The following is a 20,425-nucleotide window of genomic DNA, read 5'->3' as shown; positions in this document are numbered from 1 at the left end:
TGGGGAAACCTCGTGCCCGCCATCCTAAACTATCTGCTCCACCTTGCAACAGCGGTTGCCATGGTGATGGCGTTTTTTGTCATCTATACGCGCCTGACGCCCTTCAACGAAGTGGCGCTGATCCGCGGTGGCAACCACGCGGCGGCATTATCGCTCGGCGGCGCGCTGATCGGCTTTTCGCTGACGATCGCCTCGGCCCTGCTGCATACCCGCGACTACTACCAGTTCCTCGAATGGGCGGCCGGCGCGATGCTGGTCCAGGTGCTGGCGTATAACATCGCCACGCGGCTGCTGAAAATGTCGAAGGACCAGATCGAGGCCGACAACGCGGCCTTCGGCGGCCTGCTCGGCGCCATTTCGGTGTCGATTGGCCTGGTCAACGCCGGCGCCCTGTCCTGACCCGCCCTCATTCAACGCATTCCTACCGGAGACCGACATGTCCCTTGGCTCATTCATCAAGAAGCAGTTTATCGACGTCCTTCAATGGAACGAAGAGAACGACGGCGTGCTGGCGTGGCGCTTTCCCATGCAGGACTTCGAAATCCAGAACGGCGCCATCCTCAATGTGCGCGAGTCGCAGATGGCCCTGTTCGTCAACGAAGGCAAGATCGCCGACGTCTTCGGCCCCGGCACCCACAAGCTCGCCACCAACACCCTGCCGGTGCTGACCAACCTGAAAAACTGGGACAAGCTGTTCGATTCGCCGTTCAAGTCGGACGTGTACTTCTTCAGCACGCGCGTGCAGACCGGCCGCAAATGGGGCACGCCGCAGCCGATCACGATCCGCGACGCCGACTTCGACATGATCCGCGTGCGCGCCTTCGGCATGTACTCCTACCGCGTGGCCGACCCGCGCCTGTTCTTCACCGAAATCAGCGGCACGCGCGACATCTACACCCGCGACGACGTCGAAGACCAACTGCGCGGCATCCTGCTGGCCACCATGGCCACCTCGCTGGGCAGCGCCAAAGTCGCCTTCCTCGACATGGCCGCCAACCAGGCGCTGATGGCGCAGCAGGTCAAGGGCGACCTGTACGCCACCTTTGCGCGCTACGGCGTGGGGCTCGATGAATTCAACGTCGCCAGCGTCAGCCTGCCGGAAGAACTGCAGGCCGCGCTCGACGAACGCATTTCGGCCGGCATGAAAGGCGGCCTGTCGGGCGAGAAGATGAGCGGCTTCACCCAGTTCCAGGTTGCCAGCAGCATCCCGCTGGCGGCCCAGAACGAAGGCGGCCTGGCCGGCATCGGCGCGGGCCTGGGGGCTGGCGCGATGCTGGGCCACGCCATGGCGCAAGGCATGAGCGGCTCGATGATCCCGCAGGTGCCGCCGGCGCCGACCGCGCCCTTGCAGCCGCCCGTGCCGGAGGTCGACCCGATCGAGGAGCGCCTGCTCAAACTCAAGGGACTGCTCGACAAGGGCCTGATCTCGGAAGACGACTACAACAGCACCAAGACGGAGCTGCTCAAAAAACTGATCGGCTAAGCCGCTGCACATGCAAATCGTTTCCTGCCCAAGCTGTGGCGCCGAGGTCCGTTTCAAGTCGCACGCCGCTGTCATGGCGGTGTGCGAGTTTTGTCGCGCCACCCTGCTCAAGGATGCCGAATCGGTCAAGAACCTGGGCACCATGTCGTCGGTGCTGGAAGACTATTCGCCGATCCAGATCGGCACCTGCGGCATGCTCGGCGGACGCAATTTCACCGTAGTCGGACGCATCCAGCTACGTTACACGCAGGGCATGTGGAACGAATGGTATGTGCTGTACGGCGACGGCGGCAACGGCTGGCTGGGCGACTCGTCCGGCCAGTTCACCATGAGCGCCGAGCGCAAGGTGCAGGAGACGCTGCCCGCTTTCGAAAAACTCAGGATCGCGCAGCCGGTCCACATCAACGGCGAGCGATTTCTGCCGGCCGAAATTCGCAGCGCCAAGTGCATTGCCGGCCAGGGCGAGCTGCCGTTCCGTGTGGGGGAAGGCTGGCGCATCCGGGTCGCGGACTTGCGCAACGGCGAGGCCTTCGTGACGCTCGACTACACCGACGGCGAAGTGCCGGTGGTGTACTCCGGCGTGGCCGTCACGCTCGACGAGATGCGCTGCCAGCTGCTGCGCGACGACGACCAGGTCAAGGCCGGCGCGGGGCGCTTTCGCGGCAAGGTCGATGCGCTCGACTGCCCGTCGTGCGGCAGCGCGATCAAGTACCTGCCCGGCATTACCACGACCCTGATCTGCCCGGCCTGCAAGGCGCAGCTCGATGCCTCCGGCCCCCAAGCGAGCGTGCTGGCGGCGGGCGCCAAGATGGCGACCATGAACACCACCATCGAACTTGGCGCCACCGCGAACATCCGCGGCAGCGAGCACACCGTCATCGGCGCCATGGTGCGCGCCACCAGCGGCACCGGTGCCGAAAAATGGACCGAGTACCTGCTGTTTTCGGCGCGCGGTGGCTTTTTCTGGCTCATCGAAAGCAATGCCGGCTGGTTCCAGGCCAAGGTCATGCACCGCTGGCCGTTGTGGGATCCGGCTGCCGGCGACACAGCCCGGGCCGAAAACCAGGATTACGAAAAAAGCGACAGCTATCTGACGACCGTGGTCGCGGCGGCGGGCGCGTTCAACTGGCGCGTAAGCGTGGGCGACCGGGTTTTTGTGACCGAATACGAAAACACCTCCGGGACGCTGGCGGCCGAAACGACGCGCGAAGAGATGACCTGGTCGCGCTCGACCCGGCTGGCATTCGACCAGATCAAGACCTGGTTCAACGTGGGGCCAAAAACGGTCAAGGGAATCCCCGAGTCCGAGCCCGCGCCGAAAATGGCGGGCACCCTGCAAAAATTCTTCTGGTGGCTGCTGGGATTGAATTTTATTCCGCTGATATTTAACTTCGGAGAGACCGCGCTCACCCTGATTGTCGCCATGGTGTTCATCTGCGGCATGGCGGTGAGCGGCGAGGATAAGCAATGAAAACCAAACAGTTTATCTGGGCAATCTGCCTGACGGTAGTTGCGACCTTCGCTAGTTGGGGCAATATGTTTGAATCCTCCTCGAATTGGGGCGGCCGAAGCGGCGGTGGCAGCAGCTGGAGTTCCGGCAGCGGCAGCTATGGCGGCAGCTCGGGCGGAGGTCATAAGTGAACATGGGCGCACATCGTCCGGCCGGGGTGCATCTGCTGGCCGATTTCTATGGGGTCGATGCGCGCCTGCTGACGGTGAGCGCGGAGATCGACGCGCTGCTGCGCGCCGGCGCCGAGGCGGCCGGGGCGCGCATCCTGCATAGCCATTTTCATAGTTTTGGCGATGCGATGGGAGTGACCGGCGTGCTGCTGCTGGCCGAGTCGCATATCTCGATTCATACATGGCCGGAGTACGGGTTCGCGGCGGCCGATATTTTCATGTGCGGGGATGCGCAGCCGCAGCTGGCCTTGCAGGTGATTGAGCTGGCGCTCAAGCCGACGTCGCGCGTGGTGCAGACCATTGAGCGGGGTGCGGCGCAGGCCGGCGACCGTTAATTCCGCCCGCTTCAAGACCGTCGTCTCTGGCATTGCCAGAACCGACTCCCCGCGCAAACGGGGACTCAAGTTGGTGCTGTAGCGATAGGCTGATCAACGACCTTGGGTCCCCGCCTGCGCGGGGACGACGGGTGCCAGGATAGTGGATGACGCGTTGGAGACCGCAAAACTGAACGTCCGCCGCAGCCTTTGTCCCGGCGCCAGCATCGTCAAGCCATGCCTTGCCGGCCCACCGGCCATATTGTGCGCGTTGATCAGGTGGTCCACCGGCTCGAAGCAGAAAAAATCCCCACCAGCCGGCGCATACACAATGTAATAGCCAGCATCGGCCGCAATCTCCAGCTTCAAACCACTCTCGGGCCAGTGAATGCGCGCTTGCCCATCCCAGCCTTCAAACACATTGTCGATCAAGCCATCGGGCAGAACGCGTTCACGCCCGAACGACCACGCATCCGGAATCGCTTGCGCATGCGACGGCAGCTTGTCCGCCCCCGCCATCCACACGCTACGCGCCGCCGCCTGCAAAGTCGTGCCGGCGCTGCGCGGCATCCACGGATGCAAACCCAGGCCGAACGGCAGCGCCAGCGCCCCCGTATTGGTTACCTCCAGCGTCACCGCCAGCGTATTGCCGCGCAAGGCGTAGTCGAGCGAAGCGCGGTACGAGAACGGCACGCCATCGCGGCGCTCCAGCATCAGCAGCACCTGGCTGGCCGATTGGAACGCCACTGTCCATGGCCGCTGCCAACCCTCGCCATGAATCGGAAACGGATCGCCGTCGCGGTTCGGGGCGATGCCGTAATGCTCACCGCCATACGAAAAGCCCCCGGCCATCCGGTTCGACCACGGCACCAGCGGAAAGCACGCCAATTGATCAGGACGCGGCGCCGCATCGCCGCCGGCGTACGGGCGCAGCACCGGGACCGGCGCCGCACCGCCGATCCAGTCCAGACGCGACAAAGCGCCGCCGACACCCGGAAGGATGTCGGCGCAGAGCTGCGCGTTACGCAAAACCAGCGACGGCAGGCTAGTTATATTGAGGCCCCGTCAAAAGAAAACTGCCACCCTGGAAGGTGATGCTGATGTCGTCGGCCGGCGCGTAGTTGCCGTTGTCCGGGAACATGTGCTCGAACCGGGTCGAGCTGTCCTTGGCCACAAAACCGAGGTGGCGCGATTTGCGGTCGTCCCACCATTTGGCCTTGTTGTCCGACACGCCGAAGGCGATGGTGTGGCCCACGCGCGCGGCAAACAGCGAGCAGCGCAGCGCTTCGACCAGGTCGTCGGCGCTCAGGTACGTAATCATCATGCGCGGATTGAGCGGCTCCGGAAAGCACGAACCGATGCGCAGGCACACGGTTTCGATACCGAAGCGGTCGTAGTAGTAGCGCGACAGCGATTCGCCAAACACCTTGCTGACGCCATACATGCCGTCAGGCCGCGTCGGCATGTCGGCGTCGACCAGGTCGGTGGTCTTGTAGAAGCCCATCGTGTGGTTCGAGCTGGCGAACACCACGCGCTTGACGCCGGCCTTGTGAATCGCTTCGTACAGATTGGCCATGCCGAGAATATTGGCTTGCATGATCGCGTCGAACGGCGCTTCGGTCGAAATGCCGCCGAAGTGCAGTACCGCGTCCACGCCTTCCATCAGCGCCATCACGGCGGCCTTGTCGGCCAGGTCGCACTGGACCACTTCTTCGCCTTCGCCGGCCGGGCCGACATCGGCCATGTCGGACAGGCGGATGATATCGGCCCATGGTTTGATGCGCTCGCGCAGCAGGCGTCCGAGGCCGCCGGCGGCGCCGGTCAGCAGAATGCGTTTGAATGGTTTGCTCATAATCAGGTTACCGGTGCAGGATTGAAAAGGGTCAGGGCATTGTGCAGCTTCCAGTGTTCGGCCCAGGTCTTGCTGCCGCTGGCGACATCGAGCATCAGCTTGAACAACTCCCAGCCGACGTCTTCGATGCTCGCTTCGCCACTGGCGATGCGGCCCGCGTTCACGTCCATCAGGTCATGCCAGCGGCGCGCCAGGTCGTTGCGGGTGGCGACCTTGATCACCGGGCATTCGGCCAGGCCGTACGGCGTGCCGCGGCCCGTGGTGAACACGTGGATATTCATCCCCGCCGCCAGCTGCAATGTACCGCAGATGAAGTCACTGGCGGGGGTGGCTGCGTAGATCAGCCCTCTCTGTTTGAGTTTCTCGCCGGGCGAGAGCACGCCGGTGATCGCGCACGATCCTGACTTGACGATCGATCCCATCGCCTTTTCGACGATGTTCGACAGCCCGCCCTTCTTGTTACCCGGCGTGGTGTTGGCGCTGCGGTCGACGCCGCCGCGCGTCAGGTAGGCGTCGTACCAGGCCATTTCGCGGATCATCGCTTCGGCCACTTCCGCGTTGACGGCGCGCGAAGTCAGTTGATCGATCCCGTCGCGCACTTCCGTCACTTCCGAGAACATCACGGTGGCACCGGCGCGCACCAGCAGGTCGGTCGCGTAGCCCACTGCCGGATTGGCCGTCACGCCGGAAAACGCATCGCTGCCGCCGCACTGCACGCCGACCACCAGGTCCGACGCGGGGCAGGTTTCGCGCTGGCGCGCATTGAGCACCTGCAGTTGGACCTCGGCGGTGCGCATGATCGAGTCGATCATCGACTGGAAGCCCACGTGGCCCTCGTCCTGCAGGCACACGTGCGCGGGATCGGCGCCGTTCAGGATCGGGATCGAGCCTTGCGGGAACAGGCGCGCCGGCTGCAGCTTTTCGCAGCCCAGGCTGACCACCATGGCCTGGCCGCCGAAATTCGGGTTCTGGGTGATGTTGCGCAGCGTGCGGATCGGGATCTCGGCGCCCGGCGCATCGATCGCCACGCCGCAGCCGTAGCTGTGTTCGAGGCCGATCACGTCGTCCACGTTCGGGTAGCGCGGCAGCAGTTCGCTCTTGATGCGCTTGACCGCATGGTCGACCACGCCGGAGACGCATTGCACGGTGGTGGTGATGGCCAGGATGTTGCGCGTGCCGACCGAGCCGTCGGCGTTCTTGAAGCCCTGGAAGGTATAGCCTTCCAGCGCTTCCATGACCGGTGCGGCGCGGGTGGCGATCGGCAAGCCTTCGAGCTCGCGCGCGGCCGGCATGCGCAGCACCGCTTCCGAAATCCAGCTGCCCTTGGGCAGTGCGCGGGCGGCGAAACCGATGGTGACGTTGTAGCGGATCACCGCATCGCCTTCGGCGAGGTCGGCCAAGGCCACTTTATGCCCCTGCGGCACGGCGTCGACCAGCACCAGCCCGTCGGGAAACACGGCCCCCACCGGCAAGCCGCCATCGTTGACCACGATGGCGACATTGTCGCCCGCGTGCATGCGGATATGGAGCGGTGTTTTTTCCGGTGTCGTCATTTGGTAGCCTTGTCTGCCCGCACCCGCATGAGCCCGGGAAATGCGGACGCCTTGCGGTCGGTTTTGCCAAGTATGCCAGCAAACTTTAAAATCGGCTAGTCCAATTCACGTTATTGGTCTGACCAATTTAACTTTTCATCAAAAAATGGTCAGGGCGGTCCGGCCGCGTTGCGCGCTTGGCCGCAGAGGGGCTTGAGCCGATATAATTGCTGCCTGATTTGCAACAAGGCAGACACAATGACTCAAGCATTTTCGGGCATGCCCAAGGCGCTCGGCCACATCCGCGTACTCGATTTGTCGCGCGTGCTGGCCGGACCCTGGTGCTCCCAGAACCTGGCCGATCTCGGCGCCGATGTAATCAAGATCGAACGTCCCGGCGTGGGCGACGACACCCGCGCCTGGGGCCCGCCGTACGCGCGCGACGCCGACGGCAACAACACCAGCGAGGCGGCCTACTTCCTGACCGCGAACCGCGGCAAGCGTTCCGTCACGGTCGATATTGCCACGCCCGAGGGCCAGGCGCTGATCCGCGATCTCGCGCGCGAGGCTGACGTGGTGCTGGAAAACTACAAGGTCGGGCAGCTGAAACGCTATGGCCTCGATTACGCCAGCCTGAAAGAGATCAAGCCGGACCTGGTGTACTGCTCGGTGACCGGGTTTGGCCAGGACGGGCCGTATGCGCACCGGGCCGGCTACGACTTCCTGATCCAGGGCATGGGCGGGCTGATGTCGGTGACCGGCGAGCGCGACGACCTGCCCGGCGGCGGCCCGCAAAAGGCTGGCGTGGCGCTGACCGATCTGATGACCGGCATGTACGCCACCGTGGCGGTGCTGGCCGCGCTCACGCACCGCGACCGCACGGGGCAGGGCCAGTACATCGACATGGCGCTGCTCGACACCCAGGTGGCGATGCTGGCCAATGTGGGCAGCAATTACCTTAACAGCGGCAAGGCGCCCAAGCGCTGGGGCAATGCGCATGCCAACATCGTGCCGTATCAGACGTTTGCGTGCGCCGATGGGCATATCATCGTCGCGACCGGGAACGATGGGCAGTATCAGAAGTTCGTCGAAACCGGTGCACGGCCCGACCTGGGGGCGGACCCGCGCTTCGCCACCAATCCGCTGCGCGTGCAGCACCGCGACGTGCTGGTGCCGCTGCTGGCGGAGATGGTCAAGACGCGCACGCGCGACGAGTGGATTGCGCAGCTCGAAGCAGTCGGCGTGCCGTGCGGGCCGATCAACGATGTCGGTGAAGTGTTCGAGAACGAGCAGGTGAAGGCACGCGGCGTGGCGATCGAGATGGATCATCCGGCGGCGGGCAAGGTGAAGCTGGTGCGCAGCCCGATGAGGATGTCGCTCACGCCAGCGCAGGCCGATTTGCCGCCGCCGATGCTGGGGCAGCATACCGATGAAGTGCTGCGCGATCTGCTGGGGCGCAGCGATGAAGAGATTGCGGCACTGAGGGCGAAAGGCGCGATTTAATCACCTGTCGTAGTGCAGACTTGAGCTGACAGAAGCAGTCAGATGCGTTAGTGCCGTCGCCGCTTGAAGGAGATCACAGACGCTATTCTGTTGGCGACGGATTGGGGATGTCCAGAAACTGGGTTACTTGAAATGGTGCTTAAGAATCCTGATGCGACCGGAGAAGATCTGGCCCAATATCTACAACTCGTCCAGGATGTAGCGAGAGCACTTGCACCGAACTAAACATCTTTCACGTGCTGTCGTCGAACCGGGCATCTGAGCGGAAGTCTGCGCGTCCGCAACGGGAAGGCATCCTGCCCACATCGACAGCAGCACCGCTAGCGTCGAGTACAATCGGCAGGGACCGGCCAGGAGCGGTCGTTCGAGCGGTGTTCGCAGCGCCAAAGCACTGCTAAGTCAGCGTTCCGGTTTTTTATAGTGAGGAGGTAGACCAACGTGATCCAGCTTAACCCTAATTATGCCGTCTCGGATATCGATACGCTTGAAAGACTTTATGGTGCGCCTGCTGCTGCATCGGTCAAGAAGGAAGTCGCCTACGTGCATCCACGGTATCGGAAATTTATCGAGGCTGCGCCCTTTGTACTCCTCGCAACAAGTGGATCAGAGGGAATGGATCTGTCGCCGCGAGGCGACTCGGCCGGATTCGTCCGCATTCACGATGCGAACACCTTGCTCCTACCGGACCGGCGGGGAAACAACCGGATAGATAGCTTGCGCAATATTGTTCATGACCCGCGCGTTGCTCTCCTGTTCGTGATACCTGGGATTGGGGAAACACTTCGGGTTGTGGGCAAAGCATCGATCCACCTCGACCCAGACTTGCTTACGACGTTTTGTGTTGATGGGAAGCCCCCTCGGTCCGTGTTGGTGATAAAGGTTGAAGCTGTTTTCTTCCAGTGCTCCCGTGCAGTGCTGCGGTCGCGCCTTTGGGATCATTCTATGCACATCGCCCGGGATGATCTGCCGAGTCTAGGGAAGATTCTTGCGGAGGTCAGTGATGGGGCAATTGATGGTCTAAAGTACGATGCCGACTTGCCCGAGCGCCTAAAATCCACTATGTACTGACGATTTTGGTCTACGAGATTTCATCGCCACCAAATGGCCGCGATCCGGCGTGCCGATGGCAGCATGATCGTCTGGATCGACCCGCGGGCTTGACAGGCAGCGTTGGAGCGAGCTGTCGATCACCATATGCCCCGTGTCGGATTGCGTGTGAGGTAGCACAAAAATTACCTCAACCGTCGATCCGGCGCGGGGAACGACGCGCTTACGCGACCTTCAGGTTGACCGCCTCAATCGGCGCCAGCCCGCGCAAACGCAGTGCAATCGCCAGCGCCAGACCGAGCGCCAGCGCCAGCAGCCCAACCACCCCATTCCACCCCGCAGCGCTCCACACCAGCCCCGACACCGACCCGATCACGCTCGACCCGATATAGTAAAAGAACAGGTACATGGCCGACGCCAGCGCTTGCGGCGCCCTCGCCCGCCGCCCCACCCAGCTGCTGGTCACCGAATGGGTGCCAAAAAAACCGAACGTGAACAAGCTCATACCCGCCAAAATCAGCAGCAGATGGCTGGACAGCGTGAGAACCAGGCCGGCCAGCATGATCATCATCACCATCCACAGCACATTGCGCCGTCCGATCCGGTCCGCCAGGCGGCCGGCCCACACGGAACTGAACATCCCGATCAGATACAGCACCGACAGCGCCCCCACCGCGCTCTGGCTGAGGTTAAACGGCGCGGCCAGCATGCGGTAGCCGATGTAGTTATACAGGCTCACGAACACGCCCATCACCAGAAAGCCGAGCCCGAACAGCCACGGCATGCCATCGTCGCGCAGGTGGGTGCGGGCGCCTTCCAGCAAACCGCGCAGGCCAGGCTTGCCGCCCCTGAAATTGCTTGACTCCGGCAGGCTGCGCGCAAACTCCCAAGCCGCGTACAAACCGGCCGCGCCCATCAGCCCCAGCGCCAGGCGCCACGAGTAATGGTCGCTCGCCACCGAGGCGATCACCCTCCCCGCCATGCCGCCCAGCGCGGTGCCGCTGATGTAGAGCCCCATGGACAAGCCGAGCGACGGTCCTTCGATCTCCTCGCTCAGGTAAGCCATGGCGACGGCAGGCATGCCGCCCAGCGAAAACCCGAGCAAGGCGCGCAGCACCAGCAACTGGGCGTAGTTCTGGGCGATGGCGGTCAGCACCGTGAAACCGGCGGCGCCCACCAGCGCAAATGTCATCAGCTTCTTGCGACCGATGCGGTCCGACAGCGCGCCACTGATCACCAGCGACACCGCCAGCGCCAGCGTGGCAATCGACAGCGACCAGCTGCTCTGGGCGGGCGTGAGCGCAAACTGGTGCGCCAGCAGGGGCATCAGCGGCTGCACCGAATACAACAGCGCGAAGGCGGAAAAGCCGCCGCACAGCATGGCGCGGTTGATCCGTTTGAAGGCGGGCGAAGCGGCGGTGACGGCACTGGAAGACATGATGGGCGACCCGAAGTGAATAAACTGGAGTCATCTTAGGTTTGCGCTTTTATACCGTCCAATATATATTTAAGTCGTTTCTAATACATCAAATCGATTACAGCCATGGAATTTCGCCAGCTTCGCTACTTCATCGCCGTGGCCGAGGAGCTGCACTTCACGCGCGCGGCCGAGCGCCTGCACATCGGCCAGCCGCCACTCAGCCACGCCATCCAGATGCTGGAAGCGGACATCGGCGCGCAGCTGTTCGAGCGCACCAAGCGCTGGGTCAGGCTGACCGAAGCCGGCCGCTTGTTCCTGGCCGATGCGCGCCGCATCGTCGCCTTGTCCGAGCAAGCCACGGCCACCGCGCGCCGGGCCGAGCGCGGCGAGGCGGGCGAACTGCGCATCGGGTTCACGTTCTCGACGCCGCTCACGCCCTTGTTTGCGAACGTGATCAACCGCTACCGCCAGCAGTATCCGGCGGTGACGCTGACCCTGCACGAGATGGCCACCGTGCCGCAGCTCGACGCGCTGGCCCGGCGCGAGCTCGATCTGGGATTCGTGCGCCCGCCCGAGGCCGGGCTGCCCGAGAACATCGGCCTGACCGCGCTGCGCGAGGACCCGCTGGTGGCGGTGCTGCCGACCGGCCTGGCCCTGGCGCGCAAGAAGGCGATCGCGCTCAGCGAGATGGCGGAACTGCCATTCGTGATGTATCCGCATAGCGCGGGGACGGGGATTTATCCGCAGATTTTCAGGCTGTGCCGGGATGCGGGGTTCGTGCCGAGGGTGGAGCAGACGGCGGGGGAGGCGTCGACGATTATCGGACTGGTGGCGGCAGGGTGCGGGGTGTCGGTGCTGCCAGGGTCGTTCGAGCGAATCAGGATGGATGGGGTGTGTTATCGGCCGCTGCTCGATCCGGCGGCGACGACGACCTTGCTGCTGGCGCAGAGGAAGGGCGAGCATGCGCCGCTGGTGCAGGCGTTTTTGGCGTTGGCGGCAGAGGCGGCTGGTTGATCCGCCTAAGCGTCGTTCCTGACAGTGCCAGGAACGACGGTTTTGAGGACGGTGGCCTTAGCCGTAATCCGCATCCAATTCCGACCCCGCATAGTTCTCGAACTCGGCGAACAAGGTCTTCATCGCCGTGCGCGTGCGGATTTTCTGGATGACGGTGCAGTTGGTGCGGTACGACGCGATCCGCTCCGCGATCACCGGCTGGTGCTGCGCCGGCACCTGCTTCATCAGCGCCGCCCAGCCCTCTTCATAATCGGGCTTGTTCTTGCGTACCGATTTCACCAGACGCTCGAAATCGGCCTGCCCGGTGCGCGCCACGATCCGCCCTGCTCCCTCGATCGCGAAAATGATCGCTACCGCAATCACCCCTTCCGCGTTCAGGTCGGCGTCGTTGATCGGACCCGCGTAATGATGGCGCCGCAGCCAGCCGGCCGCGCGCACGATCGCCTGCACCGCCTTGCGCTGCTTGTACTGCACCTCGAACTTCTCGTAGCCGGCCCAGTTCTGATGCGGATCGGCGCTGCAGATGTCGACGAACAAATCCTTCAGGCGCCGCTGCGCGTACACCGGGTCCTGGTCGTACTCGCCCACCAGCGAATCCTCGGGCAAGGCGGCCAGGTCGCGCACCATGCGAAAGCCCGCCTGGAACGCATGCTCGGCCCCATGCTCGATCAGGAAATCGAGCGCCGCTTCGTCACCTTCGTGCATCAGCTCATGTTCCAGCCCCAGCGACACGCAGCCCACCGTCAGCAGCAAGGCTTTCTGGATGCCGTCGGCGGTGCGGTCGTTGGTGAACTTTTCGGCCACCATGGCGGTGATGCCGGCCAGTTCGTCGGCCAGGATCACCGTTTCGTCGCCGATCGCGCGCGCGGACAGGCAGCGGATCGCCCGCACCAGCCGCGGCAGGCGTTCGACGACGATGGCCGGCAGCGTGTTTTGCGCCGCCTCCATCACGAGAAGATTCCCGTGCCGATGCTCTTGCGCACGCCGCGCTTGGGCACATTGCTGCGCGACGATGGCACCTGCTTGCGCAAGCGGTACAGCAATTCCTTGGTCGAACGCTGCAGGAATTTCTGCTCTTCGTCCGGGTCGTCGTTGTACTCGGCGTCGGCGATGTCGCCGCTGTGGCGGAAGTCGGGGAACAGCTCGAACAGGGCACGGTCCCAGCCATCTTCGCTGGCCTTGGCCAGTTCGATCGCCAGCGGCGCGACGTCGCTGTCGGACGAGGTCTGGCTGGTGATGTACGGGCCCTTGGCCAGCACTTCGCCGGCCAGTTCCAGCATTTCCTTCGGCGCCATCGAGAACAGGATCGCGAACACGGTCGCGCCGTGGTCGGTGGCCGAGGCTTCAGCCAGCAGCTCCTGGCGGCGTTCCGGTTCGTCGGCCGAAAACACGATGCCGTGCACGTGCGCGAACAGGGTTTCGGCGACGCGTTCAGGGTCGTCTTCGATCATGTCGTCCGACCAGGTCGCGGCAAAGAACGCCAGGCTGTCGGCCCAGGCCTTGGGCGGCACCAGCAAGGTGGCCAGCGAGGTCTTGCCGCCGTCGAAACCGGACAGGTGCAAGGCCGTGACCTGCGGCGCCAGCGTCGCCAGCACCTCGACCACGGCCAGGTCGCCATACTGCTCGACCGCCTCGGAAAACGCATGTTCGGCATGCGAGAGCGAACCGGCCAGTACCAGTTCGCTGATCTGTTTCGATAACGCGGGCAGATTGCTGTTTTCGCTCATGCTCAATCTCCTTCCTTGTCGAACATCTGGGCGAAGTCGTCGGTGACGCCGTCGTCTTCGTCGTCGTAGCGGTCGTCGCCGTCATCGTCGCGCGAGAGCTGTTCGAGCGATTCGTCGTCTTCGTCCCACAGGCGCGGGTGCTTGAACAGGAAAGCGGTGATGATGGCCTGGCGCGCCAGTTCCGGGTGCTTGCCGGTCATGGCGCTGTACATGGCTTCGGCGTCGCCTTCGCAGGCGGCCATGGCGAACACTTTTTCCGGGCTGCCGCCTTCGTAGTCGCCCGCTTCCACCAGCAAACCCTTGGGATCGCTGAAGGTGATGTGATCGACCAGCGCGAAACTCATCATGTTGACGTCTTCGATGCCGCCGCCGCCGGCGTATTCGCCCACCAGCGCATTGAGCATCATGTCGTAGTTCTTGCGGTTCGGCGGGTCGCCCAAAATGCCGTCGATCTGGCCGCCGAGTTCGCGCGACTGGTAGGCAAATTCGGGATGTACTTTTCTCATTTTCTGGTCCTGTTGGTAGTGCGTATGACTGCGCTGATACACTGCGCGTGAATGTTGGCGCGGATACGGGGCGGCGCTTACGCCGGCAAGCTCACGCCGTTCAGGCTGAACAGCGAACGCCACAAGGCAAATGCCTCTTCTTCCGCATCGATGATGATGCGGTGGTTGACGCTCTGGTTGTATTCCTCGCGCTTGGCCGGGTCGGACAGGATGTCGTAAGCCTTGGTGATGCTCTTGAAACGCACTTCCGCACCGGGGGCGTCGTTGCGGTCCGGATGGAAACGCATCGCCAGCGAGCGGTAAACCTTCTTGATCTCGTCGTCGGTCGCATTCGGCGCCACGCCGAGGATGGTGTATAAATTGTCCACGGGAAACTCCTGCTGCCGAAACTATAAAGCGAGATTATCCTATAGAACGGCGTCGGCCGGGCGGAACGCGGGTGCCGGCACCAATCCATGCCACGCTCGAAGCGCTGACACAAGCCTATTCCGAATTAGATACACACCTATCTAATTATATACACACCTAATTGCGCTAAAATGACACAACCTTATCATTCGCAAAGCATTTCTCCATGAGCAACGAAAAAAACCCTGCGGCGCCGGCTGCGAATGCCCCGTCGCCAAACTTCCTGCGCGCCATCGTCGAGAACGACCTGGCCGCCGGCACCCACGTGCGCGAGGGCTTGCCGCCAGTAATTACCCGCTTTCCACCGGAGCCGAACGGCTACCTGCACATCGGCCACGCCAAATCGATCTGCGTGAACTTCGGCCTGGCGCGCGACTACCAGGGCCGCTGCAACCTGCGCTTCGACGATACCAATCCGGCCAAGGAAGAACAGGAATACGTCGACACCATCATCGACAGCGTCAAGTGGCTCGGTTTCAGCTGGGAACAGCAGGGCGAGAGCCACCTGTACTACGCGAGCGACTATTTCGAGCGCCTGTACCTGATGGCCGAATACCTGATCACGGCCGGCTACGCCTACGTGGACAGCCAGAGCGCCGACGACATCAAGAAAAACCGCGGCAACTTCGGCACGCCGGGCGTCAATTCGCCCTTCCGCAGCCGCACGCCGGAAGAATCGCTGGCCATGTTCCGCGACATGAAAGCGGGCAAGTACAAGGACGGCGAACACATCCTGCGCATCAAGATGGCCGCCGATTCGATGGCCTCGCCCAATATGACCAACCGCGACCCGGCCATCTACCGGATCCGCCATGCGCACCATCACCGCACGGGCGACGCCTGGTGCATCTATCCGATGTACGACTTCACGCACCCGATTTCGGACGCGCTGGAAAACATCACCCATTCGGTGTGCACGCTCGAATTCCAGGACCACCGCCCGTTCTACGACTGGCTGCTGGCCACCCTGGCCGAAGGCGGCTTCTTCACGCTGCCGGTGCCGCGCCAGTACGAATTCGCGCGCCTGAACCTGACCTACGTCGTCACCAGCAAGCGCAAGCTGCGCGAGATGGTCGACGAAGGCATCGTCAGCGGCTGGGACGATCCGCGCATGCCGACCATCGTCGGCCTGCGCCGGCGCGGCTACACGCCGCAAGCGATCCAGCTGTTCTGCGAGCGCATCGGCGTGTCCAAGGCCGATGGCTGGATCGACATGAGCACGCTGGAAGGCTGCCTGCGCGACGACCTCGACCCGAAGGCGCCGCGCGCCACCGCCGTGCTGCGTCCGCTGAAATTGATCATCGACAATTTCCCGGAAGGCGAATCGGTCGAATGCAGCTCGCCCGTGCACCCGCACTTCCCGGAGCGCGGCCTGCGTACCTTCCCGATCACGCGCGAATTGTGGATCGAGCAGGATGACTTCATGGAAGTGCCGAGCAAGGGATACTTCCGGTACTTCCCGCCGATCGGCGACGCGCCTGGCAGCCGGGTCCGCTTGCGCCACGGCTACGTGACCGAGTGCACCGGCTATGACAAAGATGCCGACGGGAACATTACCGCCGTGCATGTGAAGTATTTTGAAGACAGCAAATCGGGCACCGAAGGTTCGAACACCTACAAGGTCAAAGGTAACATTCACTGGGTCAGCGCCGCGACCGCCCTGGAAGCCGAAGTGCGCCTGTACGACCGCCTGTTCACCGAGGCGCAGCCGGATACTGGCGGACGCGACTGGAAACCCTTCCTCAACCCGAACGCACTGGAAGTGGTCACCGCCTACCTGGAACCGGGCATGAGCGCGGCCGAACCGGACCAGCGCTTCCAGTTCGAGCGCCACGGCTACTTCGTCGCCGACCGCGTCGATTCCACGCCAGGCAAGCCGGTATTTAACAGAGTTACCACGCTGAAAGATAGCTGGGTTAAATAAACGTTGCCAAAACACGACATTTTTGTTCCCCGAATCCCGCCCCTGTGACTGCTGTGGCGGGATTTAAGCGATATTCAGACTTTTCCGATCTCCATACCTATCAGCTCGAATAGGTATTCTGACAACTAACTTCCGGTTAATGTACATCAAACAATGCATCGCCATTTGCGGCTACCGAAAGGAATGCAACGCGCAATGCTTACTTTAAAGACAACTATAAAAACATTCTCTATGGCGCGTCCTGCCCTCTGGGTTGGCCTGCCCTTCTCGCTGGCGGTCGGCATGGTGCTTTACTTTGCGACCGCCAATTCTATCGAAGCCGATTCGCGCACCCGTTTCGCCGGCCTGGCGCAAAACGCCCGCAATACCATCAGCGCCCGCATCAAGTCGTACACCCACGTCTTGCGCGGCACGGTCAGCCTGTTCCAGATCAGCGAGCCACTCACGCGCCATCAATTCCATGGCTATGTGAAGGGATTGGACGTGACGCGCAACTTCCCCGCCATCGAAAACATCAATTACGCCCAGCTGGTGCATGATGCCGATCGTGACGCCTTCCTGCAGCGCATGCGCGACGAGCGCGTGGCCGACGGTTTGGCGCCGCAAGCGTTTACGATCAAGCCACCCGGGCACCGTCCGACCTACACCGTGGTCACCTTTACCGAGCCGGAAGAACCCTGGGCCGCCACGCTCGGCTACGACTTGCTCGCCAATCCCCTGGTGCACGACACGCTGGCCAACATGCGCGATACCGGCAAGCTGATCCCCTCGGGCATGCCAGTCTCGTTTATCTCGGGACCGAAGCACACCGGACTGGCGATGCGGCTGCCGGTGTACAAGCCGCACGCTCCCACCATCACTACCGAGCAGCGCCGCGCAGCCTACATCGGCACGGTCGGGATCGCCTTCAGCGTGCAAAAGCTGGTGCAGGGCGTGATCGATGAAATTCCCATCAAGAATGTGCGCATGACCCTGGTCGATAACGCAATCGGGGTCGACCGGCGGCGCGGACGCGTGCTGTTCGACAGCCATCCGGCCGACGAGAATACGCTGGCACCGTTCCTGCTGGCGCCAAGCCGCTTCAGCGCCACCCTGCCGATCGACTTCAACGGCCGTCCGTGGGATGCGACCTTCAGCGTCGACACCACCGACATGTACACCGCCTTCGAGGAATTCGCGCCCTGGCTGGCGTTGATGGCCGGCTCGGTCAGCTCGATGCTGCTGTACGCGCTGTTCCATGCGCTGACCTCGTCGCGCCGGCGCGCCATCAAGATGGCCAAGGGCATGACGCGCGAACTGCGCGATAGCCAGGCCAAGCTGCAACTGTCGCACCAGAACCTGCGCCGCCTGGCGGCCCACGCCGACCAGATCAAGGAAGGAGAACGCAAGCGCATCGCGCGCGAAATCCACGACGACCTCGGGCAAAACCTGCTGGCGCTGCGCATCGAAGCGGACATGCTCAGTTCGCGCACGCGCGAGCGCCATCCGCGCCTGCACGCACGCGCGCGCTCGACCTTGCAGCAGATCGACGCCACCATCAAGAGCGTGCGCCAGATCATCAACGACTTGCGTCCGAACGTGCTCGACCTGGGCTTGTCGGCGGCGGTCGAGTGGCAGATCGCCGAATTCAAGCGCCGCACCGGCATCGCCTGCGAACTGATCGATGAACCGAAGGAAGTCGCGCTCAACGACCACGCCGCCACGGCCTTTTTCCGCATCTTGCAAGAGTCGCTGAGCAATATCGTGCGTCATGCGCAAGCGACCAGGGTCCGCGTCGAGCTCAAGCTCACCGGGAATCGCCTGTCGATGACGGTGACCGATAACGGCATCGGCCTGCAGGCCGGCGAACAGGGCAAGGTCGGCTCCTTCGGCCTGGTTGGCATCGAAGAACGGATCAGCATCCTCGGCGGCTCGTTTTCCATCTCCAGCCACGGCGGCGACGGCACCACGGTGTGCGTCAGCGTGCCCCTGTACAACGAACCTTCGCGTGGCGGCCCGGCCGACACCGCATCCGGCAAAAACGAGTCGCATGCCGCGTTTGTCTGATGACGCCAGGCATTGTCCTAAACAGAATCCTCTTGAATGACCTGCGGCACAGTCGGAGCATCCGCTATCCGCTAGGAATTACCTCAATTAATGATTGAGCTAAGTCAAGAAGCGGCGTTTGGAGCGGCGCAACATCCTCAAACAGTAACGGAAATCAATGTAATCGGGCAATTGATTTACCAGCGGAAAGGAAGGAGGCGATTGCTTTACAACAGCCGTAGCACCCGCAGGATCAAACAGGGATGTAGTACATAAATCAATCACAACTCAAAAAAAGAGGCTTAATCATGATGACCAACGACGCAATCAAAGCAATCTCGGAACTCGATCTGGAACCGATCAAAATGAAGCTCATGCACGTGGAATCCGGCGAAGGCTGGTCCCTGGAAAAAGCCGAGGCCGTTGAAGTGGAATATCGCCGTTTCCTGTATCTGATGAAAGCGTTCCCTGAAGAAGAAACCTCGCCACTGGTGGAAGTCGATATTTTCTGGCACTACCATATCCTGGACACGATGAAGTACGCGAAAGACTGCGAGCAAGCGTTTGGCTACTTCCTGCACCACTACCCGTATGTCGGCATGAGCGGCGCGCACGACGATGCGCAAGTGCTGCAAGCGGGCGCCGACCGCATGCGCGATCTGTATGAACAGGTGTTCGACGAGCCGTATGGCCAGCGCGCCGCAGCCTGGTGCGCCAAGGCGCCTGCTACCGCACTCGAATCGGCGTGGTGTGCCAGGGCGCCTGCCGCCGCACTCGAATCGGCGTGGTGTGCCAGGGCGCCTGCCGCCGCACTCGAATCGGCATGGTGCGCCAGGGCGCCTGCCGCCGCACTCGAATCGGCGTGGTGCGCCAGGGCGCCTGCCGCCGCACTCGAATCGGCGTGGTGCGCCAAGGCGCCTGCCGCCGCACTCGAATCGGCATGGTGCGCCAGGGCGCCTGCCGCCGCACTCGAATCGGCGTGGTGCGCCAAGGCGCCTGCCGCTGCACACAAGGCGGCGTGGTGCGCCAAGGCGCCTGCCGCTGCACACAAGGCGGCACCGGCTGCGCTACAGTCGGCCTGGTGCGTCAAGGGCACTTCCGCCGCGCTACAGTCGGCCTGGTGCGTCAAGGGCAGTTCAGCCGCGCAAAAGTCGGCCTGGTGCGTCAAGACGAGAGCATCGAGCGTCGGCGCGGCGGCGTCCAGCACGGTCGAACCGCCCGCGCCAGCCGACGCCATGCGCGTGAGCGCGGCAACCGCGGCACTGATCCAGTCTATCGCGCATGGCAATCCGCAGCCAGCGTAAGCATGGGCTGGAAGGCACGGCGGGCAGGAACACGCGCAGGGCCGTTGGAACCAACGTCAATGCGGGCGGCAAGAAAGAGGAATAGCGAGGCGGTTCCGCGCGGCAGGTCGATGACCTCGGCGGACGCCCCGCAAATTCCCGAGGCGATCCGGTGGCAATGTCGAGGGGCACACACAGTGCCCCTTTTCTTTTGCCCGGTCTCAGGCGCTGATAGTGATGCTTACTGCGGGCACGCCCATCATCGCGCGCAATTCCCGGATGCTGAAATCGCTGATTTCATGCATGCGCAACAGGATCGTCGCGCCAATTGGCAAGGTGCGGTGGCGGATTTTACTGATCACGGGCGGCGCCACTTCCAGTGCGCGCGACAGGGCCGCGTCGTTTTTAAGCTGCAAGCGCTCAATGATGGCATCGAGCACTTTATTCGGATCGTAGGTCGGATCTTCCGGAAATCTGCGATTGGTCATGTGATTGAATCTTTCCAAATTCGCACCCGTGGCATATTCGCCGGTGCGCTGTTTTTACAGTCGATTAAGTAAGCGGTACTGGCAAAAACAGCCCGAATATGCGGCTGCCCTTGCATAGGCGTGCATCATACACCTAAGTGTTGACATTCGCTCAACCAGTAGAACTTTAACTCAATTAAATTTGCATTTAAGGCAATATTTGGTGAGAATTGCGCCGGC

20 protein-coding genes are annotated in these 20,425 nt (G+C 62.7%); 11 read left to right on the top strand and 9 right to left on the bottom strand.

The genetic code is table 11. The features are described 5' to 3' along the window. The first annotated feature begins 12 nt into the window (after positions 1 to 12). From PO883_RS21845 to speD, 5 genes are read left to right on the top strand one after another with little or no spacing between them, the layout of a single operon-like run. Entirely contained in the window at positions 13 to 399 is a 387-nt protein-coding gene (locus PO883_RS21845; protein WP_289311616.1) for a DUF350 domain-containing protein, read from the top strand. A 37-nt stretch (positions 400 to 436) separates the two neighbouring features. Next, positions 437 to 1,483: an SPFH domain-containing protein gene (locus PO883_RS21840; protein WP_289311615.1), complete on the top strand. Its 1,047-nt coding sequence runs from the start codon at positions 437 to 439 to the stop codon at positions 1,481 to 1,483. Positions 1,484 to 1,493: 10 nt separating this feature from the next. Continuing rightward, positions 1,494 to 2,954, top strand: coding sequence for a DUF4178 domain-containing protein (locus PO883_RS21835; protein ID WP_289311614.1), 1,461 nt, complete (start codon positions 1,494 to 1,496; stop codon positions 2,952 to 2,954). Continuing rightward, complete coding sequence (locus PO883_RS21830; RefSeq protein ID WP_289311613.1) at positions 2,951 to 3,124, top strand: hypothetical protein; 174 nt, start codon at positions 2,951 to 2,953, stop codon at positions 3,122 to 3,124. Before PO883_RS21835 ends, PO883_RS21830 begins: the two co-directional genes overlap by 4 nt. Before the next feature lie 2 nt (positions 3,125 to 3,126). Beyond that, entirely contained in the window at positions 3,127 to 3,498 is a 372-nt protein-coding gene (gene speD, locus PO883_RS21825; protein ID WP_289311612.1) for an adenosylmethionine decarboxylase, read from the top strand. 93 nt (positions 3,499 to 3,591) lie between these two features. On the opposite strand, the gene PO883_RS21820 is transcribed toward speD, so the two are convergent. The 3 genes from PO883_RS21820 to garD are packed head-to-tail and all read right to left on the bottom strand — an operon-like array spanning position 3,592 to position 6,882. Beyond that, positions 3,592 to 4,506: an aldose 1-epimerase gene (locus PO883_RS21820; protein WP_289311611.1), complete on the bottom strand. Its 915-nt coding sequence runs from the start codon at positions 4,504 to 4,506 to the stop codon at positions 3,592 to 3,594. Positions 4,507 to 4,522: 16 nt separating this feature from the next. Then, complete coding sequence (locus PO883_RS21815) at positions 4,523 to 5,329, bottom strand: NAD(P)-dependent oxidoreductase (protein WP_289311610.1); 807 nt, start codon at positions 5,327 to 5,329, stop codon at positions 4,523 to 4,525. A 2-nt stretch (positions 5,330 to 5,331) separates the two neighbouring features. Beyond that, positions 5,332 to 6,882: a galactarate dehydratase gene (gene garD, locus PO883_RS21810; protein ID WP_289311609.1), complete on the bottom strand. Its 1,551-nt coding sequence runs from the start codon at positions 6,880 to 6,882 to the stop codon at positions 5,332 to 5,334. Positions 6,883 to 7,119: 237 nt separating this feature from the next. Between garD and PO883_RS21805 the strand changes: the two genes are divergently transcribed. Both PO883_RS21805 and PO883_RS21800 read left to right on the top strand, forming a co-directional pair. Beyond that, positions 7,120 to 8,364 carry a CaiB/BaiF CoA-transferase family protein gene (locus PO883_RS21805; protein ID WP_289311608.1) on the top strand — a complete coding sequence of 415 codons (1,245 nt, stop codon included), beginning with the start codon at positions 7,120 to 7,122 and terminating at the stop codon, positions 8,362 to 8,364. Between the two features lie 441 nt (positions 8,365 to 8,805). After that, on the top strand, positions 8,806 to 9,432 hold the full coding sequence (locus PO883_RS21800; RefSeq protein ID WP_289311648.1) for a pyridoxamine 5'-phosphate oxidase family protein: 627 nt from the start codon (positions 8,806 to 8,808) through the stop codon (positions 9,430 to 9,432). A gap of 202 nt (positions 9,433 to 9,634) precedes the next feature. Here the strand turns inward: PO883_RS21800 and PO883_RS21795 are convergent, their stop codons facing one another. Then, complete coding sequence (locus tag PO883_RS21795; protein WP_289311607.1) at positions 9,635 to 10,849, bottom strand: MFS transporter; 1,215 nt, start codon at positions 10,847 to 10,849, stop codon at positions 9,635 to 9,637. 105 nt (positions 10,850 to 10,954) lie between these two features. Here PO883_RS21795 and PO883_RS21790 point away from each other — a divergent pair, with 105 nt between their 5' ends. Next, complete coding sequence (locus PO883_RS21790) at positions 10,955 to 11,845, top strand: LysR family transcriptional regulator (protein ID WP_289311606.1); 891 nt, start codon at positions 10,955 to 10,957, stop codon at positions 11,843 to 11,845. Between the two features lie 57 nt (positions 11,846 to 11,902). Here the strand turns inward: PO883_RS21790 and PO883_RS21785 are convergent, their stop codons facing one another. The 4 genes from PO883_RS21785 to PO883_RS21770 form a co-directional block, all read right to left on the bottom strand. After that, a complete protein-coding gene (locus PO883_RS21785; protein ID WP_289311647.1) occupies positions 11,903 to 12,793 on the bottom strand; it encodes a hypothetical protein in 891 nt (296 codons plus the stop codon). Then, positions 12,793 to 13,572 carry a hypothetical protein gene (locus PO883_RS21780; protein WP_289311605.1) on the bottom strand — a complete coding sequence of 260 codons (780 nt, stop codon included), beginning with the start codon at positions 13,570 to 13,572 and terminating at the stop codon, positions 12,793 to 12,795. Before PO883_RS21780 ends, PO883_RS21785 begins: the two co-directional genes overlap by 1 nt. A gap of 2 nt (positions 13,573 to 13,574) precedes the next feature. Continuing rightward, positions 13,575 to 14,078: a hypothetical protein gene (locus PO883_RS21775; RefSeq protein WP_289311604.1), complete on the bottom strand. Its 504-nt coding sequence runs from the start codon at positions 14,076 to 14,078 to the stop codon at positions 13,575 to 13,577. Positions 14,079 to 14,155: 77 nt separating this feature from the next. Continuing rightward, the gene (locus PO883_RS21770) at positions 14,156 to 14,446 is read right to left on the bottom strand and encodes a DnaJ domain-containing protein (RefSeq protein WP_289311603.1); all 291 of its coding nucleotides are present in this window, start codon (positions 14,444 to 14,446) and stop codon (positions 14,156 to 14,158) included. Between the two features lie 206 nt (positions 14,447 to 14,652). Here PO883_RS21770 and PO883_RS21765 point away from each other — a divergent pair, with 206 nt between their 5' ends. From PO883_RS21765 to PO883_RS21755, 3 genes are all read left to right on the top strand, one after another. Then, the gene (locus PO883_RS21765; RefSeq protein ID WP_289311602.1) at positions 14,653 to 16,410 is read left to right on the top strand and encodes a glutamine--tRNA ligase/YqeY domain fusion protein; all 1,758 of its coding nucleotides are present in this window, start codon (positions 14,653 to 14,655) and stop codon (positions 16,408 to 16,410) included. A gap of 231 nt (positions 16,411 to 16,641) precedes the next feature. Further along, entirely contained in the window at positions 16,642 to 18,456 is a 1,815-nt protein-coding gene (locus tag PO883_RS21760; RefSeq protein WP_289311601.1) for a CHASE domain-containing protein, read from the top strand. 287 nt (positions 18,457 to 18,743) lie between these two features. Continuing rightward, on the top strand, positions 18,744 to 19,739 hold the full coding sequence (locus PO883_RS21755) for a hypothetical protein (RefSeq protein ID WP_289311600.1): 996 nt from the start codon (positions 18,744 to 18,746) through the stop codon (positions 19,737 to 19,739). 200 nt (positions 19,740 to 19,939) lie between these two features. Here PO883_RS21755 and PO883_RS21750 read toward each other — a convergent pair whose 3' ends face one another. After that, the gene (locus PO883_RS21750; protein WP_289311599.1) at positions 19,940 to 20,206 is read right to left on the bottom strand and encodes a hypothetical protein; all 267 of its coding nucleotides are present in this window, start codon (positions 20,204 to 20,206) and stop codon (positions 19,940 to 19,942) included. Between the last annotated feature and the right edge of the window lie 219 nt (positions 20,207 to 20,425).

Origin of the sequence: Massilia sp. DJPM01 (assembly GCF_030348125.1) — a bacterium.
Lineage (GTDB): Bacteria > Pseudomonadota > Gammaproteobacteria > Burkholderiales > Burkholderiaceae_D > Telluria_A > Telluria_A frigida.
The sequence above is the reverse complement of the archived record's forward strand: the minus strand, read 5'-3'. Positions and strand labels throughout refer to the sequence as shown.

Bases quoted from the DNA above. Each gene is read 5' to 3' on its own strand.
- PO883_RS21840 (WP_289311615.1), top strand. From the start codon at position 437: ATGTCCCTTGGCTCATTCATCAAGAAGCAGTTTATCGACGTCCTTCAA.
- PO883_RS21835 (WP_289311614.1), top strand. From the start codon at position 1,494: ATGCAAATCGTTTCCTGCCCAAGCTGTGGCGCCGAGGTCCGTTTCAAG.
- PO883_RS21830 (WP_289311613.1), top strand. From the start codon at position 2,951: ATGAAAACCAAACAGTTTATCTGGGCAATCTGCCTGACGGTAGTTGCG.
- speD (WP_289311612.1), top strand. From the start codon at position 3,127: ATGGGCGCACATCGTCCGGCCGGGGTGCATCTGCTGGCCGATTTCTAT.
- PO883_RS21815 (WP_289311610.1), bottom strand. From the start codon at position 5,329: ATGAGCAAACCATTCAAACGCATTCTGCTGACCGGCGCCGCCGGCGGC.
- garD (WP_289311609.1), bottom strand. From the start codon at position 6,882: ATGACGACACCGGAAAAAACACCGCTCCATATCCGCATGCACGCGGGC.
- PO883_RS21805 (WP_289311608.1), top strand. From the start codon at position 7,120: ATGACTCAAGCATTTTCGGGCATGCCCAAGGCGCTCGGCCACATCCGC.
- PO883_RS21795 (WP_289311607.1), bottom strand. From the start codon at position 10,849: ATGTCTTCCAGTGCCGTCACCGCCGCTTCGCCCGCCTTCAAACGGATC.
- PO883_RS21790 (WP_289311606.1), top strand. From the start codon at position 10,955: ATGGAATTTCGCCAGCTTCGCTACTTCATCGCCGTGGCCGAGGAGCTG.
- PO883_RS21785 (WP_289311647.1), bottom strand. From the start codon at position 12,793: ATGGAGGCGGCGCAAAACACGCTGCCGGCCATCGTCGTCGAACGCCTG.
- PO883_RS21780 (WP_289311605.1), bottom strand. From the start codon at position 13,572: ATGAGCGAAAACAGCAATCTGCCCGCGTTATCGAAACAGATCAGCGAA.
- PO883_RS21775 (WP_289311604.1), bottom strand. From the start codon at position 14,078: ATGAGAAAAGTACATCCCGAATTTGCCTACCAGTCGCGCGAACTCGGC.
- PO883_RS21765 (WP_289311602.1), top strand. From the start codon at position 14,653: ATGAGCAACGAAAAAAACCCTGCGGCGCCGGCTGCGAATGCCCCGTCG.
- PO883_RS21760 (WP_289311601.1), top strand. From the start codon at position 16,642: ATGGCGCGTCCTGCCCTCTGGGTTGGCCTGCCCTTCTCGCTGGCGGTC.
- PO883_RS21755 (WP_289311600.1), top strand. From the start codon at position 18,744: ATGATGACCAACGACGCAATCAAAGCAATCTCGGAACTCGATCTGGAA.
- PO883_RS21750 (WP_289311599.1), bottom strand. From the start codon at position 20,206: ATGACCAATCGCAGATTTCCGGAAGATCCGACCTACGATCCGAATAAA.